This is a genomic window from Geojedonia litorea (assembly GCF_042654525.1).
Classification (GTDB): domain Bacteria; phylum Bacteroidota; class Bacteroidia; order Flavobacteriales; family Flavobacteriaceae; genus Geojedonia; species Geojedonia litorea.
On record NZ_JBHSGP010000014.1, the window covers coordinates 1,309,422 to 1,326,987 of the forward strand.

The following is a 17,566-nucleotide window of genomic DNA, read 5'->3' on the forward strand; positions in this document are numbered from 1 at the left end:
GCTCTGGGTTCTTTCATCAATCAAAAAACGAACAGTTATGTGTAACTGTTTGTTGCGTTTATTTAGTCGTAACTATTTTACGAAACTAAAATATATTTTAAAAATACCTGTTCAAATTTGCTTGGCTCCAATATAAGAAATATATCTTAATTTTGGTAATAAACAAGTTCGAAACTATCCTAAATATGTTTTTAATATTTTACTTCTAGACGTATGTTTTAAGCGTCTAATAGCTTTTTCTTTAATTTGCCGAACACGTTCACGAGTTAAATCAAATGTTTCTCCAATTTCTTCCAAGGTCATAGGATGTTGATTTCCAAGCCCAAAGTACAAACGAATAACATCAGCTTCACGAGGTGTTAAAGTTTCTAAAGCACGCTCAATTTCAGTGCGAAGCGATTCATGCAATAAATCTTTATCTGGATTTGGAGATTCTCCACTTCGTAATACGTCATAAAGGTTTGAATCTTCTCCTTCTACTAATGGTGCATCCATTGATACATGACGGCCAGAGTTTTTCATAGACTCTTTAACGTCATTAATAGTCATGTCCAACTCTTTTGCAATTTCTTCAGCACTTGGAGGACGTTCGTGACTTTGCTCTAAAAAGGCAAATGTTTTATTGATTTTGTTAATTGAACCAATTTTATTTAATGGTAAACGTACAATTCGAGATTGTTCGGCTAATGCCTGAAGTATTGATTGACGAATCCACCAAACAGCATATGAAATAAACTTGAAACCACGTGTCTCATCAAAACGTTGCGCGGCTTTTATTAGTCCTAAATTACCTTCATTAATTAAATCTGGTAATGTTAACCCTTGATTTTGATATTGCTTTGCTACCGAAACAACAAAACGGAGATTAGCTTTAGTCAATTTTTCTAAAGCCACTTGATCACCAGCTTTAATACGTTGCGCTAATTCGACCTCTTCATCTGCGGTGATTAAGTCAACCTTTCCAATTTCTTGTAAATATTTGTCTAACGAAGCAGTTTCTCTATTGGTAACCTGCTTGGTAATTTTAAGTTGTCTCATTTAATTTGTCTAGTTTTTAATACGAATGATAATACTACCTTGTAGTTATACGTAATTAGTGCCAAAAATGTTACAAAAGATTAAATTAAATTTTAATTAATTTTTTATCGGTAAGGTTGATGTCATCCAACATTTCATTAGTGAACTTGTAATGACCACGTGTAGTTATTAACCTAAATCTATGGGACTTCATATTGCTTAAGGTATTTAAAAAAAGCCATTTTGATTTTAGTAAATTAGGCTTTTCAGACTTTAAGCTCAATTCGAAATAGTGCTTCTGGCCTTCTTTTTCTGCAACAATATCAGGTGTAATACTTATGTCGCTCCCAACTTTTGAATACGATTTAGGTGTTTCGTAACCTTTAGTGTCAGCTTTAATGTTTTCATATCCGCGTTGTTCGAGATAAGCGAGAGAATCATTTAATACCTCTAAATATTTGTCTTTGTCTGTGTAAATCATAACTAGTAATATAGTAAAATAATTTACAATAGCAAATTATTAACGGGCTTTAACGTTTTTTGGCTTTAATTGTAGTAGAGTAGCTTTTAGATGGTTTATAAAAAAGACATTTTATCATCCATATTTATACGCTCTTTTACTATGGATATTTTTTGGTGTATTGTTTTAAAGAAAATTGTTCTGTCTCGTTCTCCAGAAGTTGCCAAAAGTTTTGAAATTGACATTTGTTTTTCTAAAAACTCGTGCATCATATCACAGGTGTCTTTATGTTCAATCTTAAAATAGCTTAATACTGTAAATGGTGAGAAAAATACTTTTTGATGCGGTGTTACAATCATAGCAGTATTTGTAAGAGTATGTAAATCGCATTTAAATAGCCTGAAAAATTTTTCGTTTTGCAATTCATTAATACTTTGTCTGATGGTTTGGGCTTCTATGTGATTTATAACATCATGAATGTCATCACAGATTAGTAAAGCCATGTCTTTCGAAACCAAACCAGCTTCAAAATAGTAAAGCACCTGTTGCAATGTGCCATTTACCGTATTATCGTTCCATAATTCAGTTATATTTATATGGTTGTAAATGTCACTTAAATCAAAGGCACTTTGAAGTAATGAAGTTGGTATTGTTTTAACCCATTGATCAAAGGTAATTTTACTCTTTGCCATTTCAATATCTAAATCCTTAAGCCAAACGTACATTTTATAACGAGTTAAATGAGAGTCTGTTAAGGTTCTAAAAAGCGAAATGTCTTTACCTGACCATATAATTTCGGCATCCTTTATTTTGGTTAATGGGATAACATTTTGAAGCGATTGTTTAAACCATAGTTCAAGTCCTTTTTCGTTACTTGGCCTGGGAGAAAGTTGTGTTAAAATAGTATTGGGATCACCTACCTCAAAAAGATTATTAAGTGAGATTTTGTAATGTTTCGCAAGTTTTACACTTTCTTCTAATGACAAACTTGTTTTCAAATTAATACGTCTATAGGCGGCATCATAACCTATATCAAGTACAGAAGCAATTTCATCAACAAACGATGTATTATCTCGTGATTTGGCTTTCAAGTGTGAAATAAATACTTCTTGCATTTTTTGAGAGAAGGCAAGTAGGATTAGGAAGATTTTGTGAAAAATAAGAAAAATAAAGCGAATTATAAGCTCATTTTAATAATCATTTTTCAATTAATACAATTAATTTTGAGTAGATCATTAAAGTTTTTGCATTATGGAACAAAAATCTCATAAAAACTGGTCACTGTTGGAATTGGTTTTGGATAGGTATATATATTATGTTTTAATAAATAAGAATTGCAAACAATACTTTACAAAAAGTATAAAACGAGGGTTAAATACTAATTCTACAATAGCACAACTCTATCATTCTTGACATTTATTTTAGGTTTAAAACTTATACATTATTTCCTAATTTATAATATCTTATGTTCAAAAAGCTCGACTTCTCAACTTAAATACCTACAATTTCGTTATATTAGTTTTATAATCAATACGTTTCATTTAAACCAACCAACCTTGAAGCTTAAGTTTGTAATGGCTGATAAGGTGTGATGAATTTTGTTATGAACCTTGTTTCAGTTATTAATTTTCTACTTATTGCTGGTGTTATTCAAGGTTTTGGATTCAACTTGGTAACACTTTTAGTGAAAAAGAAGTTTGACAGGGTTATTGTCTATTTAAATTTAACCGTTCTTTTCATTTCATTGAATAATCTACAGCGTTGGTTGATCGATAATAATTTCACTTCTGATCTTTTTTTGATACAACAGTTTTTTGTCCCTTGGTATGTGCTTATTTTTCCAATGTTCTATGCATTTACAACCCATTTTTTACGTGTTGAAAAGCGGGTTAATGATTTTATAAAGCCAACATTAATTATTTTTATTTTCGAACTGGTAATACGGCTTTGCCTAATATCGTATGTTTATTATGAGGTTCCTGAACAGAATACCAGCCACATTGATCAATACACGGTTTTTGAGGAAACATTTAATTTAGTGTATTGTATTTTCTTGTTTATTAATGCGTGTCTTTTAGTTTTTAAACGCCATGATTTATTAGAATTTATTTTATCCTATGACGATTTAAATTGGATAAAATGGTTTATTAAACTAGGTAGCGTTGTTATTTTACTTTGGATTGTGGCTGTTGTTTTTAACAACATAAATGGGAGTGAAGTGGCTTATTATCCTTTGCGATTAGGGTCCTCGATTCTTTTATATTGGATTGGCTATCAAGGATTTTATAAATACAATATTGTGCAAGACCGAATTGTGTTGAGAAACCAGATTATAACTAATAAAGTTCTTATTTCTTCTGAAGGAGGTTTTAATGTCAATTCTAAAAATGAAGAAGACGATTTTTACAATGAAAAGCATCAAAATGATTTTAATAACATAAGGAATCATATCATTAAAAATAAACTGTATTTAGATCCATTACTTAGTATGGAAACATTAGCTACCGATTTGGGCATGAGTAAAAGCTATTTCTCAAAGCTTGTAAATTCATACAGTCAATTTAATTTTTCAGATTTTATTAATTCCCTTCGTGTTGAACAGGCCAAGAAGTTTTTATCCAATGATGAATTTAACCAATATACCATTGTTGCCATTGGTCTCGAATGTGGTTTTAATTCGAAATCTACTTTTTATTCAGCGTTTAAAAAATTCACTTCAGAAACACCTACAGCATTTAGAGAAAATAACTAAAACTGTCCAGAATTATCGTTGGACATCCTGATTTTTTCACCATAGACTATCTCGGATATTGATACCAATTCGTGACAATACTTTTATGATTATCAAAAACAATCTAAAAGCTAATTGTCATGGTACCAATATTAATTTTATACACGTTAAAGCGATTAAAGGTTATATCAATAACTGATAAAAACCTTTCTAGAATTAAGTCGTTACTTCAAAAAATATTCGCGTTAGTTCTACTATTAATACTTACATCTACCCATGCTTTGAATAATCCAATTAAAGAAAAACCAATGGTATTTCAAATCATGAAAAACCAAAAGGTAATTGGGACTATTAATATGATTAAAACAGTTTCTGGGGATTCTATAACCTATAATTCTGAAAGTAATATCAACGCAAAGTTTGTTTTAAGCTTTAAAATTATTGGAAAGGAAAAGTCGGTTTTCAGAAATGGAACTTTGGTTTATTCTTCGGTTTATAGAACACTTAATAGAAAGGTCAAAGCTAATCACAGTATTGTTCAAAAGAATAGAACCTACAACATTAAGGAAAATAATAAAACAGAAGTCCTGAATATCCCGAACATTCAACAAAACCTTATTACACTTTACTTTAATGAGCCTAACGGAATTGCTTCAGTTTTTTGTGATAATCAAAAAGAAATGATAGATGTGAGCTATCTCGGAGATGGAAAATATAAAGTCGAGATAGCTAATGGTAAGTATAACATATTTCATTATAAAAATGGAGCCTGTGTTAAAGTAGAGGCGGTAAGCCCAATGTTTGATGTTGTATTAATGCCTTTATAATTATGGAGAATTCAATTGTTATATGGGTGTTGATGACTACAAGTTTTATGACCTATTTTATTATAAGTATGGTGTATAAAAGACTTGGTATACGTAATCTTGAGTGCGCTTTATTGACTTCTAACGGACTGCGACTCTTAAATTTAAAACATGTTGTTGGAATTATACTTTTTGGCGTTGTTTTTTACGCCATAACTCCAGAGTTAAGATCGTTAATTAATACAATAGAAGTTCCCAGAATACCAGTCCTGTTGTCCTTTTTAACAATCTTCTTCTTGTCTGGCTATGTGTCGCATTTATCTGTTGGCAATAACACTTTTAAAAAGGATCACATTAGTCATTATAGGTTTTCAAAAGCTTGGGTGTACTTTCTTATTCGATTCACGTTTTTATTGTGTTATGAATTCTTTTTCAGAGGAATTTTATTGTACAAATTTTTAGAAATAGGTTCGGTCTATGCGTCAATTCTCTACTGTACAGTTTTATATGTTTTGATTCACTGTTTTGATTCTAGAAAAGAAATTTTGGGCGCTATTCCTTTTGGGGTAGTACTATGCGTTTTTACGTTTTTAACCAATAGTATTTGGTATGCCTTTTTTATACATATGGCACTTTCGGCTGTATATGAAATCTCAATGTTTTATTCACTCACCTTAAAAAAATCAACATTATGAAAGTATTTATAACAGGTGCCACAGGATATGTGGGACACCAATTAGCACTTAAATTGGCATCGCAACATTATTCGGTTCAAGCTCTGGTTAGAGATACGAGCTCGGCGAACCTGCCCAATCACATGAATATTACCGTTTTTGAAGGCGATATATGTGACTATAATTCTATACTCAAGGCCATGAAAGGTTGTGTTTATGTGTTTCATACGGCGGCCTATACTAATCTTAAATGTAAATCCATCGATAATTTTTATAACTGCAATGTGGTTGGTACCGAAAATATTTTGCAAGCGGCCTTGGAGCTTAAAGTTAAAAAAGTGATTTATACCAGTACGCTATCCGTTTTTGGCCCTTCATATAAAGAAGTACCTATTACTGAAGAACAGCCGAGATTAACATCTTATGCAAATGACTATGAACTTACTAAAGCTATGTCAGAGGAAGCTGTTTTAAACTACACAAAAAAAGGCTTGTCATGCGTTATTTTGAATCTCACAAGAGTTTATGGGCCTGGATTAAGCACCTTTTCTAATGGTGTTAATAAACTAATAACTATGATAGCCAAAAATGATGTTTTGGTGGTGCCATCAAGGTTTAATATCACGTCCAATTATGTTTTTATTGATGATGTTATTGATGCCCACTTATTAGCTATCCAAAGTGGTAAAAGTGGCGAAAAATACATTATCGGAGGCGAAAACTTGAATTATGACGAACTTTTTAAGAGGATAAAGAGTTTTACAAAAAGTAAGATCAAAATTTTAAAAGTGAATTATGATTTGGTTAAAAACAGTTTGTTTTTGAGCTCAAAAATATTTGGTTTATCTACTATAACTCCCAAAGTTTTGGATGCCATATTTACCAATAGAAGTGCCTCATCCCAAAAAGCGATCGCTCAATTAAGTTATAAAATTACACCCTTTAACAAAGGGCTTCATCAAACCATTAATTTTTTATCAAAATAGAACATCATGGAAACACATTATACTTTAATTACAGGGGCAAGTCAAGGTTTTGGAAAAGCTATGGCTTTAGAATTTGCAAAACGACAAATGAACCTTCTTTTGGTGGCATTGCCAAATTCGGGGCTCGCTCAATTGTCAGATTTTATTGAGAAAAACCTTAGCGTCACGGTGCATTATCTAGAATTGGATTTGAGCCAAACACAGAGTTGTCATATTATTGCAGAATATATTGAAAACCATGGACTTCGAATAAAATATTTAGTCAACAATGCAGGTGTTTTAAGCCGTGGTTTTTTTGAGGATTTAACAGAGGAATTTATTTTAAAACAGATTGAGGTTAATGTAACCACACCCACACTTTTAATAAGGCTTTTACTTCCAAATTTAAAAAAATATGCACCTGCTTCAATTTTAAATATTAGCAGTATGGCCAGTTTCTTTGCTCTACCAAAGAAACAAGTATATGGTGGAACAAAGGCTTACCTGACTTCTTTCTCAAAAAGTTTAGGTAAGGAGTTAAAAAAGGATAATATCTCTGTTACAACGATCTGCCCAGGAGGTTTAAATACAACAACAAGATTATGCTATCAAAACCGGATTTTAGGTTGGATTCCAAGAGAGTCTGTTCTAAATCCAGAAAAAGCTGCAAAAATAGCAGTGCATTCAATGTTAAGGAAGAAAAAAATAGTTGTTCCTGGGTTTATTAATCAGTGCTTAATGGTTTTGGATAAGTTTTTACCAGAATTTATCAAAGACAAATTGACAAATAAGGAAATCAACAAATTTCCGGCAGGGAATTTACAACCCAAGAACTTGTAATCAGTAAACAATAAAGTTATGAAAACACTACTAAAACTCATCATCGTCTTCGGGATTATTACCAATGGCTATTCTCAAATACAAATACAGAGCTCATTAAAATTTGATGTGAAATTATTTGAAAAACCAAGTTTTAAACTCAACCAAAAATTAAACCTTATAAATGGATTTGATTTTGAAACCGCTCCTCAATTTGGAGGGTTGTTTTCAAAAGGCTTTAAAAGTCTTTCTGGGCTAATCGATATAAATAATATCTATGATCATTATGATTTGGGATTAAATATTATCGCTAATTATAATTTGATAAAACATCTAAAAATGTCTGCACTTTACAGTTTAGGTATGTTAAAATTCAATCAAATGTTTACAGGAACTATACCGGCTCCAATAGCGAAATTGAGCATTAGATATCAACTTTAATTAAACAATCAACTTTTAAAATCATTAAAAATGAAAACAATTAAGAAACGACTAAAAACAATACTATTGTTAATAACGTTAATGATTAGCGCAACTTATCATGGACAAACAGAGACTAAAAATAAGCGTTCATTTGTTCGCGTGTATAATTTAGAAGGCAATAAAATAAATAAAGGAAATGTACTTGCAGTAAATGATACATTATTATTACTGCAAAAGGGGAAGAGATCTGTGAAAATTGCGGCTAGTGACATTGGCTTTATTAAGACTAAAAGATCTGCTGGACATAATGTCCTTATGGGTGCTGCTATTGGCGTGACAGCAGTTTCAATTATTTCTGTAGCCAGTATTAATCCCGATGATGGATTTATTTTTAATCCCACGCCCGATAATTTTGGCGAGGCAATGATTGCAGGAATTGTTGGAGGAGGAATTTTAGGAAGTACAGTCGGAGTGTTAACAATTCCATTTAAAAAAACAGAAACTATTGTCATTAATGGAGATGACCAACAATGGAAGGTGTTTCAAGAGATCATGAACAAAAATTAGCTATGATAAACCTAATTTTTATATAAAAAAGCCTCTCAATTTTTGAGAGGCTTTGTATTTGAAATAAGAAGGTTTTAGTCTTCCTTTTTGTCTTCTCTAGGTCTTCTATCGTCTCTGCGATTATCTCGACCGCGATTATCTCTACCACGATTGTCTCGAGAACCACGATTGTCTCTAGAATTATCTCTAGGAGGGCGCTCCTTAAAGCCTTCAGGTTTTGGCAAAATAGCCTTGCGCGATACTTTCTCTTTCTTGGTCCTTGGATCAACTCCAAAATACTTCACGTCAAAAACATCGCCCATATTAACAACATCCGAAACATTTTCGGTGCGTTCCCAGGCCAATTCACTTACGTGCAATAACACTTCATTACCAGGAGCATCTATGTATTCTACAACAGCACCAAAATCAAGCATCTTAATGACTTTAACTTCGTAAACACTTCCAACTTCAGGTTTAAACATTAAAGAATCAATTTTGGCCAAGACAGCATCAATGCCTTCTTGATTTGTGCCTAAAATTTCAACAATGCCTTCTTCTGTAATTGGGTCTTCATTAATAACGATCGTGGTTTTAGTAGCTTTTTGTAATTCTTGAATCACTTTACCACCTGGACCAATCAAGGCTCCAATAAATTCATTAGGGATTACGCGTGTAATCATTTTTGGTGCATGAGCTTTCACATCAGCATTAGGTTGTGCAATAGTCTCAACCAATTTATCAAGAATGTGTAAACGACCAGCGCGTGCTTGTTTTAAAGCATTCACCAAAATTTCATACGATAAACCTTTTACCTTAATGTCCATTTGGCACGCAGTTATACCATCTGCAGTTCCGGTAACTTTAAAATCCATATCACCTAAATGATCTTCATCACCTAAAATATCAGATAATACGGCATATTTATCACCTTCTGAAATAAGTCCCATTGCAATTCCAGAAACGGGTTTCTTCAATTGTACACCAGCATCCATGAGTGCCATAGTACCAGAACAAACTGTTGCCATTGAAGACGAACCATTACTTTCTAATACTTCAGATACTACTCGTACAGTATATGGACAATCTTCAGGAACCATTCCTTTTAAAGCACGTTGTGCTAAATTTCCATGTCCAACTTCACGTCTAGAAGTTCCTCTAATTGGTCTTGCTTCGCCAGTAGAAAATGGAGGGAAGTTATAGTGTAAATAGAAACGTTCTTCACCTTCAAATGATGGCATATCAATCTGATTAGCTTCTCTTGAAGTTCCAAGTGTAACCGTGGCTAAAGCTTGGGTTTCCCCTCTTGTGAAAATTGCTGAACCATGTGTAGATGGAAGGTAATCAACTTCACACCAAATAGGTCTGATTTCATCAGTTTTACGACCGTCTAAACGCAAGCCTTCGTTTAATGTTAAATCACGTATGGCAGCTTTTTCAGCTTTGTAGAAATATTTGGTTACTAATCCGCCAAAATCTTCTAATTCTTCTTCAGTGAAGGATGCTTTTACTTCTTCTTTTATAGTTTCAAATGCAGCGCTTCGTTCATGTTTTGATGAACCAGCTTTTGCAATTGCATAAACCTTGTCATAAGCCATGTCGTGAATTTTCTTTGCCAAATCTTCATCTTCACGTTCTGGCTGGTATTCACGAACTTCTTTTTTACCAAATGCTTCGGCTAATTTTACTTGCGCCGCACATTGTACTTTTATAGCTTCATGAGCAAACTTTATGGCTTCGGCCATTTCTTCTTCTGAAATTTCTTTCATTTCACCTTCAACCATCATTACTGAATCGGCTGAAGCACCAATCATCATATCGATATCCGATTCTAACAACTGTGCTCTTGTAGGATTAATGATAAATTCGCCATTTATGCGGCCAACTCTTGCTTCAGAGATTGGACACTCAAATGGAAAATCTGATAATTGAATTGCTGCAGATGCAGCTAATCCTGCCATAGCGTCTGGCATTACGTCGTCGTCATGAGACATTAACTGAATCATAACCTGTGTTTCGGCGTGGTAATCTTTTGGGAATAACGGACGTAAAACACGGTCAACAAGACGCATGGTTAATACTTCGCCATCACTTGGTCTGGCTTCTCTTTTAAAGAACCCTCCAGGATAGCGCCCAGAAGCAGCAAATTTTTCTCTGTAGTCTACTGTTAAAGGTAAAAAGTCAACATCACTTTGTTGATAGTTGGAAACAACAGTACATAATAACATACATTTCCCTGATTGCACAACAACAGAACCATGTGCCTGTTTTGCTAATTTTCCGGTTTCGATAGAAATTTCTCTACCGTCGCCGAGGTCAATGACCTCTCTAAAAACTTTTGGAATCATAAATTTTAATTCTAAATTCTGACCAATAATTTATATAGTCCGAATTTGGTTAAACAATGGTCGTTGTGTTGTTGTGTAGTTGTTGTGTGACCAATGAAAAACTGTAAATAGCTTCTTATTTGCGATGTTATACTCTTTAGCTTGAGTTAATTATATTAAAAAACCACGCTGTAAAGCGTGGTTTTTTTGTGATTATTTTCTTAATCCTAATTCTTTTACTATGGCACGGTATCTTAAAATATCCGTTTTTGTTAAGTAATCCAATAATGCTCTACGCTTACCTACCAATTTTACCAATGAACGCTCTGTATTAAAATCTTTACGATTGTTTTTTAAGTGTTCAGTCAAGTGATTAATTCTGTGTGTAAATAATGCAATTTGTCCTTCGGCTGAACCGGTATCCTTTGCATTTTTACCGTGTTTTTTAAAGATGTCCTCTTTTACTTCTTTTGATAAATACATTCCAATATTATTTAAATGATTTTTATGTACGTTGAAAGATTTTCTTTCAAGCGGCAAATATAGTAATAATTAATGATTTATAAGAAATTTTATTAAAAAAGGAAAAGCAGCCGTTTGGCTGCTTTATTTTATGCTCTTAAAGGTTGATTGGTGATTAAATCGATATAAAGATTGATTTTGTTTTTCAAATCCTTTCTATGTGAAATAAAGTCCAAAAAGCCGTGTTCTAGTAAAAACTCTGCTGTTTGAAAGCCTTCTGGCAATTCTTGCCCTGTTGTATCTCTTACAACCCTTGGCCCGGCAAATCCAATCAAGGCACCAGGTTCACTAATATTAATATCGCCTAGCATAGCGAATGAAGCTGTAGTTCCTCCAGTAGTTGGATCTGTACAAAGTGAGATGTAAGGAATTTGAGCGTCTGAAAGTTGTGCCAGTTTTACAGAAGTTTTGGCAAGTTGCATCAAAGATAAAGCTGCTTCCATCATTCGTGCGCCACCAGATTTTGAAATGATTACAAATGGAATTTTTTTCTTTAATGCATAATCTGCTGCACGGGCTATTTTTTCGCCTACAACACTTCCCATAGAACCACCAATAAAACTGAAATCCATACAGGCGATAACAATATCTTTGCCTTTAGATTTCCCAACCGCTGTTCTCACGGCATCTTTTAGCTTGGTTTTTTCTTGAGCAGATTTTAAACGATCTGGATATTTTTTAGTGTCTTCAAATTTAAGTGGATCTTTAGATTCTAATTTAGCATCTAACTCTTTAAACTTGTTATCATCAAAAAGGATTTCGAAATATTCTTTACTTCCAATTCTTACATGATAGCCATCTTCTGGGCTAACATAAAAGTTTTTTTCTAATTCTTCGGTATCTATAATTTTACCTGTTGGAGACTTATACCATAGCCCTTTAGGGGTGTCCTTTTTCTCCTCGGTGGTGGTAGTAATACCCTTTGTTTTTCTTTTAAACCAAGACATTAAAAACGATTTTAATTAATAGTTAGTTAGAATACAAAGTTATAAAGTATTTACATTATTAAGGTCTTCAAATGCTTTTTTTAATCGTTCGATGAAAGTTTCCTCACCTTTTCGAAGCCAAACTCTTGGGTCATAGTACTTTTTGTTTGGTACATCGTCACCATCTGGGTTTCCAATTTGTGAATTTAAATAATCGGCTTTATCAGTCATATAATTACGAATACCAGACATGAAAGCATATTGCATGTCGGTATCAATATTCATTTTAATCACACCGTAACCAATAGCTTCTCTAATTTCTTCTACAGTTGAACCTGATCCACCATGAAATACGAAATCGATATGGTTAGAACCTACACCGTATTTTTTAGAAATATAGTCTTGAGAATTTTTAAGGATTTTAGGGGTTAATTTCACGTTTCCAGGTTTGTAAACACCATGCACATTACCAAATGCAGCCGCAACGGTAAATTGGTCACTCACTTTGCTTAATTCTTCGTAAGCATAAGCTACTTCTTCAGGTTGAGTATATAGTTTAGAATCATCAACATCGGTATTATCGACACCATCTTCTTCACCTCCGGTAATTCCCAATTCGATTTCTAGAGTCATCCCCATTTTACTCATTCGGGCTAAATATTGTTTACAGATTTCTATATTTTCCTCGATTGGTTCTTCACTTAAATCAATCATGTGAGAACTGTAAAGTGGCTTGCCAGTTTCTTTAAAATGTTGTTCACTTGCATCAAGTAAACCATCGATCCATGGCAATAATTTTTTTGCGCAATGATCTGTATGTAGTATTACAGGAACACCATAAAGTTCAGCCATTTGGTGAACGTGCTTTGCACCAGCTATTGAACCTGCAATTGCTGCTTGTTGGTTTTCGTTGCTTAAGCCTTTACCAGCATTAAATTGAGCACCTCCATTTGAAAATTGAATGATTACAGGCGCATTTAAAGCGGCAGCCGTTTCTAACACACCATTAATAGTATTAGAACCTATTACGTTTACAGCTGGCAATGCAAACCCTTTTTGTTTAGCAAGTTTAAAAATCTCTTGAACTTCTTTTCCAGTTGCAACACCTGGTTTAATATTATGACTCATCTTTTATGATTTTTAATTGAAAATTAAGTCTTCAAAAGTAATCAATTTTAGGTAAGAATGGTGGATTTTTGAGACTATAAAGTCAAAAAAAATGCGAAATCGTTATCGTAAAATGCCTACTTTTTATCTTAAAATGGGTAGTTAATCCCTATGTTGTAAACAGCATTGGAGAAGTTGTAATTTTTAAACCAACGATCGCCTAATTCGTATGAAGGGTCATAGGTTTTAAAACCAACATCAGCTCTTAAAACAAAGAAACTAAAATCGTAGCGCAACCCAAACCCAGAGCCAATTGCAATATCTTTTAATGAACTAAAATCATTAAAGGTTGCTTTTTCATCTTCAACATTGTCTAATACATTCCAAATGTTACCAGCGTCTACAAAAACAGCACCGTTAAAACGGCCTAGTAAATTAAAGCGTTGCTCTATGCTGGCAGTAATTTTCATATTGGCTTCATTAAATTCATCTGAAGATTGCGTGCTTCCTGGTCCTAAGTTATAAGCTGCCCATGCTCTGTTGTCGTTAGGACCACCTCCAAAGAAACTTTTTGAGAACGGTATACTTTGTGAATTTCCATAAGGTATCGCAATACCGAAGTACGTGCGAATTGCTAAAATATTATTTCTTCCTAAATCCCAATGCTTAATGTAATCGAGTTCTGTTTTAATATATTGAGAATAAGGCACACCAAATACTTCATAATTTCCATCAGCATTTTTATCAAGATTTAAAAGTTTTGAAAAGTTGGACAGTAGATTACCCGCTGATTCGATACGCGCTCTAAAAATAGAAAAGTCTTTATCAAAAAGGTTGTCCTTTCTGTCCTTAACATAGTTAAAGTTAGATGCGAATATGAGGTTGTTTTCAGTAAGTCGTTGTTTGCGTTGCGCGATGTTGTTGACATTCACATAGTCATCTTCACCTGGGTTTAAAGAGGTGTTGTTATTAAGCACATCACTTATAAACGCATTGGTTTGGTCGGGAATAGTCAAGGACGCATCATTATTAATATAATTAATATCTCTTGCTATATCATTTAAGCGATTGTATGAATTTTGATAGACCCCAAAGTAGTTGGCAGTATTCAGGTTTTTAACAAATTGTACATTGAATAAATCGGTATCATTGGTCACCGTTCTAGAAGGTTTCCATCTATAATTAATAACACCTGAAAACGATTGTTTGTCTAAACCTATATTGCGTTGGCCCGAAGCACTTAAGCTAATACGGGTGCTTGGCGACATATATTTTGGGATTATTTTTTCGGTATTAATAGGAAAAAATAACCTTGGAATGGTTAAGCGTGCATTGGCGCCCACCTCGTTGATGTCAAAAAATTGGTCTTTGTTGTTCGATGCGTCTTTAGAAGCTCCAATAGCACCTAGTGCAGATACTTCCAAGGTTTCAGCGCCTCTAAAAATATTTCTGATTAATAATCCTGTCCTAAATGAAAACCCAATAGTTTGAATATTGCTTTGAGACACATCAAATGAAAATCCTAATTCATATTTCTTTTTAGGAGAAAGATAAATATTAGCAGTTAATGTGGTGTCATTTATATTCTCTATATATTCAATATTGGGGTACTTGAAGGCTTGAAGCTCACTCAAATAGCGATAGGTTCGAGTTCTATCAATATCCTTGAATACATCGCCTTTAGTAATAAAAATAGCGTCGGTAATGGCTTTAGGACGGTACTTGAGTTTATCATAACTATACAGGTTGAAATTGTTATATTCTAAAGTTTTCTCTAGTGTTTGATTTCGGTTCTCGTAGCTATAATCTGTAAAAATGTTTACTTCTTTTATTTTGTAAACTTTAAATGGAATTCTTAAGGTTGTATCCTGTTCTCTAATAGCTCTGTTCTTAATGATGATTTCGGTGTTCACCTTTTTTGCAGCACCAAGTGTATCAATATCAAACGAGATATAATCTTGTCCAAAATGGTATAAGCCCGAATTTCTTAAACCAGTGGTGAGACGCTCACGTTCATTTTCAAAGTTAACCTCATTGTATTGTTCTTTTACCTTCAATAGGGACCCTTTTTTTAAATTATTTCGATAAAGAGAGTCAACAATTGGGGATGCTATTTTTGTAGAAATAGAGTCCAAAATATAGGGTTTTCCGGTAGTTACATTATAGGTAACAGAAGCTCTTTGGTCTTCTCTTTTGTCAATATCATGACTGGTTTCAACATCAAACCATCCTTTACTAAAAAAATAGCGATTTAATTGTGTTGTCGTCTTATCAGCTTTTGTCTCATCAAGAATTACTGGAGGCTCCCCCGTTTTTTTTAACCAATTATTAAAGTTTTTCCTAGATTCTAAATCTTTGACCAACTGTTTTTTTGATAAGAGCCTAATTTTTCGGGCCAATTTATCTGGATTGTCATAAATTTTAGCTTGTAAAATGGAATCGATATTTGGGCGCGCAAGGTTGTAAATGTGTACTCTTAAAGGAATTCCAAGTAGAGGTAACTTGTTGTTTGGTTTTTGATAAATTAGATTATCAATCTCTTCGGTTTTGGTGTTTTTTTCGTTAACTAAAACTGTATTTTGTGTGAGTAAATAGTCATTATTATCTACACGCTTCATTACATTACACGATGTAAGCAACACTGCAGGTATTAAAAGTAATACTATGTTATATCGACTATTTTTCAATAATAAATGAATTACGACTATGACCTTTTCAAATTTACTGTTTTAATGTTGTAGCAGGATACAAAAATTAGTCCAAAAAAAACTTTACTTTGCATTGCCAACACAACGTAACAAAAGTAAATACATTTTAATGTTAACAAAGAGCCAAGTAAAATTAATTTCAAGTTTAAGCCAAAAAAAGTTTAGGAATCAACATGGTCTTTTTGTTGTTGAGGGTATAAAAGGAATACAAGAGTTTCTAAATTCAAACTTAAAGTTACATCAACTTTTTGCTACTGCTGCTGTGTTTAATTCTGAAACAACGCTTATTTCTGAAAACGAATTACAAAAAATTAGCAACTTAAAAACACCAAATGTTGGATTAGCGATATTTGAAATACCTAAACCTAGTCCAATTGATGATAGCCAACTATTAGTGGCATTAGACGATATACGAGATCCTGGAAATTTAGGAACAATAATTAGGTTGTGTGATTGGTTTGGGGTTGAGGATTTAGTTTGCAGCAGTGCTACAGTAGATTGTTACAATTCAAAGGTAATCCAGGCTACCATGGGCTCATTAGCTCGTGTGAATATAAGTTATGTAGATTTAAAACTCTTTTTAAAGTCTTCTGAAGCAGAAAAATTTGGAACGTTCATGAATGGTGATTCAGTATTTCATGAAAATTTACCCAATAAGGGTATTTTAATTTTAGGAAATGAAGCCAATGGGATTTCGGCAGAAATTGAAGCACTTGTTAATCGTCGAATTAGTATTCCACGTTTTGGACATCAACAAGCTACCGAAAGTTTAAATGTCGCCACTGCTACGGCAATCTTTTTGAGTGAATTTAAGCGGCCTTCTTCTACTGAAAAGTGAAATTAAGAAATACGCCTCTAGTCTTCATTGATGCAACATTACCTGTCCATGGACTATTAGGGTCGTTATCCCTAACCAGTTCATCATTTAAAGCAAAAACACCTCTAATAGATGGTGTAAACTTAAACCAATATAAATAAAGGTCGATCCCAAAGCCAAGCTCGTAAAAGGCCACACTGCGTTTGGTCCTAAATTGTCCAAAACTGTTGTCATCAGGATTTTCTTCATTACTAGAGAGGTTAATAGCTGTAGAAATTCCTCCAACAATAAATGGTTTAAAATTATTTATTCGTTTAGTTGAAATTTTCAAAAGTAGCGGGAAGTGAACGTAAGTAGACTTTACTTCTCTAAATAAATCAGCATTATTAGGAGAGCCACCAAAGTAACCTGGGTCATACTGTAAATTTCGTTGCGTAATATATAAGCCTGGTTCAAACCTTAAATCAAAATAATCATTAATTCTCAAGTTAGAAATAAGCCCTACATTAAAGCCTGTTGTAGTTTCGACCAGAATATCCTCAAGATCTTCTTCGTAGGTAAATTGAAAATCATAAGCATTCAATCCTAAATAAAATCCCCAAGACAAGCGGTCTTTGTCGAAATTTTCATTATTCTTTATTTTTTCTTTTGAAAAAAGTTGAGCAGTAACAGTTTGACTCAATAAAAGAATAGAAAGGATTAGAAGCGTTTTCTTCAT

Annotated in this window: 17 protein-coding genes; 8 read left to right on the forward strand and 9 right to left on the reverse strand. The window is 33.2% G+C overall.

Translation table 11 applies throughout. The annotated features are described in order from the left end of the window. Positions 1–174: 174 nt before the first annotated feature. From ACFO5O_RS13695 to ACFO5O_RS13705, 3 genes are all read right to left on the reverse strand, one after another. Positions 175–1,038 (reverse strand): sigma-70 family RNA polymerase sigma factor, encoded by an 864-nt coding sequence (locus ACFO5O_RS13695; protein WP_040247666.1) that lies wholly within the window; start codon positions 1,036–1,038, stop codon positions 175–177. A gap of 85 nt (positions 1,039–1,123) precedes the next feature. Further along, positions 1,124–1,498, reverse strand: coding sequence for a hypothetical protein (locus ACFO5O_RS13700; RefSeq protein ID WP_387964721.1), 375 nt, complete (start codon positions 1,496–1,498; stop codon positions 1,124–1,126). A 95-nt stretch (positions 1,499–1,593) separates the two neighbouring features. Continuing rightward, positions 1,594–2,592: a hypothetical protein gene (locus tag ACFO5O_RS13705; protein ID WP_387964723.1), complete on the reverse strand. Its 999-nt coding sequence runs from the start codon at positions 2,590–2,592 to the stop codon at positions 1,594–1,596. Positions 2,593–3,080: 488 nt separating this feature from the next. Between ACFO5O_RS13705 and ACFO5O_RS13710 the strand changes: the two genes are divergently transcribed. The 7 genes from ACFO5O_RS13710 to ACFO5O_RS13740 all read left to right on the forward strand — a co-directional run bounded on the left by ACFO5O_RS13710 (position 3,081) and on the right by ACFO5O_RS13740 (position 8,462). Further along, complete coding sequence (locus tag ACFO5O_RS13710; protein WP_387964725.1) at positions 3,081–4,229, forward strand: helix-turn-helix domain-containing protein; 1,149 nt, start codon at positions 3,081–3,083, stop codon at positions 4,227–4,229. A 119-nt stretch (positions 4,230–4,348) separates the two neighbouring features. Beyond that, positions 4,349–5,035, forward strand: coding sequence for a DUF6134 family protein (locus tag ACFO5O_RS13715; protein WP_387964727.1), 687 nt, complete (start codon positions 4,349–4,351; stop codon positions 5,033–5,035). 2 nt (positions 5,036–5,037) lie between these two features. Beyond that, positions 5,038–5,709, forward strand: coding sequence for a CPBP family intramembrane glutamic endopeptidase (locus ACFO5O_RS13720; protein ID WP_387964729.1), 672 nt, complete (start codon positions 5,038–5,040; stop codon positions 5,707–5,709). Beyond that, positions 5,706–6,674 carry an NAD-dependent epimerase/dehydratase family protein gene (locus ACFO5O_RS13725; protein WP_387964731.1) on the forward strand — a complete coding sequence of 323 codons (969 nt, stop codon included), beginning with the start codon at positions 5,706–5,708 and terminating at the stop codon, positions 6,672–6,674. Before ACFO5O_RS13720 ends, ACFO5O_RS13725 begins: the two co-directional genes overlap by 4 nt. Positions 6,675–6,680: 6 nt before the next feature. Further along, entirely contained in the window at positions 6,681–7,493 is an 813-nt protein-coding gene (locus ACFO5O_RS13730; RefSeq protein WP_387964733.1) for an SDR family NAD(P)-dependent oxidoreductase, read from the forward strand. An 18-nt stretch (positions 7,494–7,511) separates the two neighbouring features. After that, positions 7,512–7,913, forward strand: a complete 402-nt coding sequence (locus ACFO5O_RS13735) for a hypothetical protein (protein ID WP_387964734.1) — start codon at positions 7,512–7,514, stop codon at positions 7,911–7,913. Positions 7,914–7,943: 30 nt separating this feature from the next. Further along, entirely contained in the window at positions 7,944–8,462 is a 519-nt protein-coding gene (locus ACFO5O_RS13740) for a hypothetical protein (protein ID WP_387964736.1), read from the forward strand. Between the two features lie 74 nt (positions 8,463–8,536). Here ACFO5O_RS13740 and ACFO5O_RS13745 read toward each other — a convergent pair whose 3' ends face one another. The 5 genes from ACFO5O_RS13745 to tamL form a co-directional block, all read right to left on the reverse strand. After that, complete coding sequence (locus ACFO5O_RS13745) at positions 8,537–10,789, reverse strand: polyribonucleotide nucleotidyltransferase (protein WP_387964738.1); 2,253 nt, start codon at positions 10,787–10,789, stop codon at positions 8,537–8,539. Between the two features lie 192 nt (positions 10,790–10,981). Beyond that, positions 10,982–11,251 carry a 30S ribosomal protein S15 gene (gene rpsO / locus ACFO5O_RS13750; RefSeq protein ID WP_387964739.1) on the reverse strand — a complete coding sequence of 90 codons (270 nt, stop codon included), beginning with the start codon at positions 11,249–11,251 and terminating at the stop codon, positions 10,982–10,984. Between the two features lie 128 nt (positions 11,252–11,379). After that, positions 11,380–12,237 (reverse strand): acetyl-CoA carboxylase, carboxyltransferase subunit beta, encoded by an 858-nt coding sequence (gene accD / locus ACFO5O_RS13755; protein ID WP_387964741.1) that lies wholly within the window; start codon positions 12,235–12,237, stop codon positions 11,380–11,382. Positions 12,238–12,276: 39 nt separating this feature from the next. Then, positions 12,277–13,344: a class II fructose-bisphosphate aldolase gene (gene fbaA, locus ACFO5O_RS13760; protein WP_387964743.1), complete on the reverse strand. Its 1,068-nt coding sequence runs from the start codon at positions 13,342–13,344 to the stop codon at positions 12,277–12,279. Positions 13,345–13,472: 128 nt separating this feature from the next. Continuing rightward, the gene (gene tamL, locus ACFO5O_RS13765) at positions 13,473–16,010 is read right to left on the reverse strand and encodes a translocation and assembly module lipoprotein TamL (protein WP_387964744.1); all 2,538 of its coding nucleotides are present in this window, start codon (positions 16,008–16,010) and stop codon (positions 13,473–13,475) included. Between the two features lie 130 nt (positions 16,011–16,140). On the opposite strand from tamL, the gene ACFO5O_RS13770 reads away from it, so the two are divergent. Continuing rightward, on the forward strand, positions 16,141–16,869 hold the full coding sequence (locus tag ACFO5O_RS13770; RefSeq protein ID WP_387964746.1) for a TrmH family RNA methyltransferase: 729 nt from the start codon (positions 16,141–16,143) through the stop codon (positions 16,867–16,869). Here the strand turns inward: ACFO5O_RS13770 and porT are convergent. Beyond that, entirely contained in the window at positions 16,856–17,566 is a 711-nt protein-coding gene (gene porT, locus ACFO5O_RS13775; protein WP_387964748.1) for a type IX secretion/gliding motility protein PorT/SprT, read from the reverse strand. The genes ACFO5O_RS13770 and porT overlap by 14 nt on opposite strands.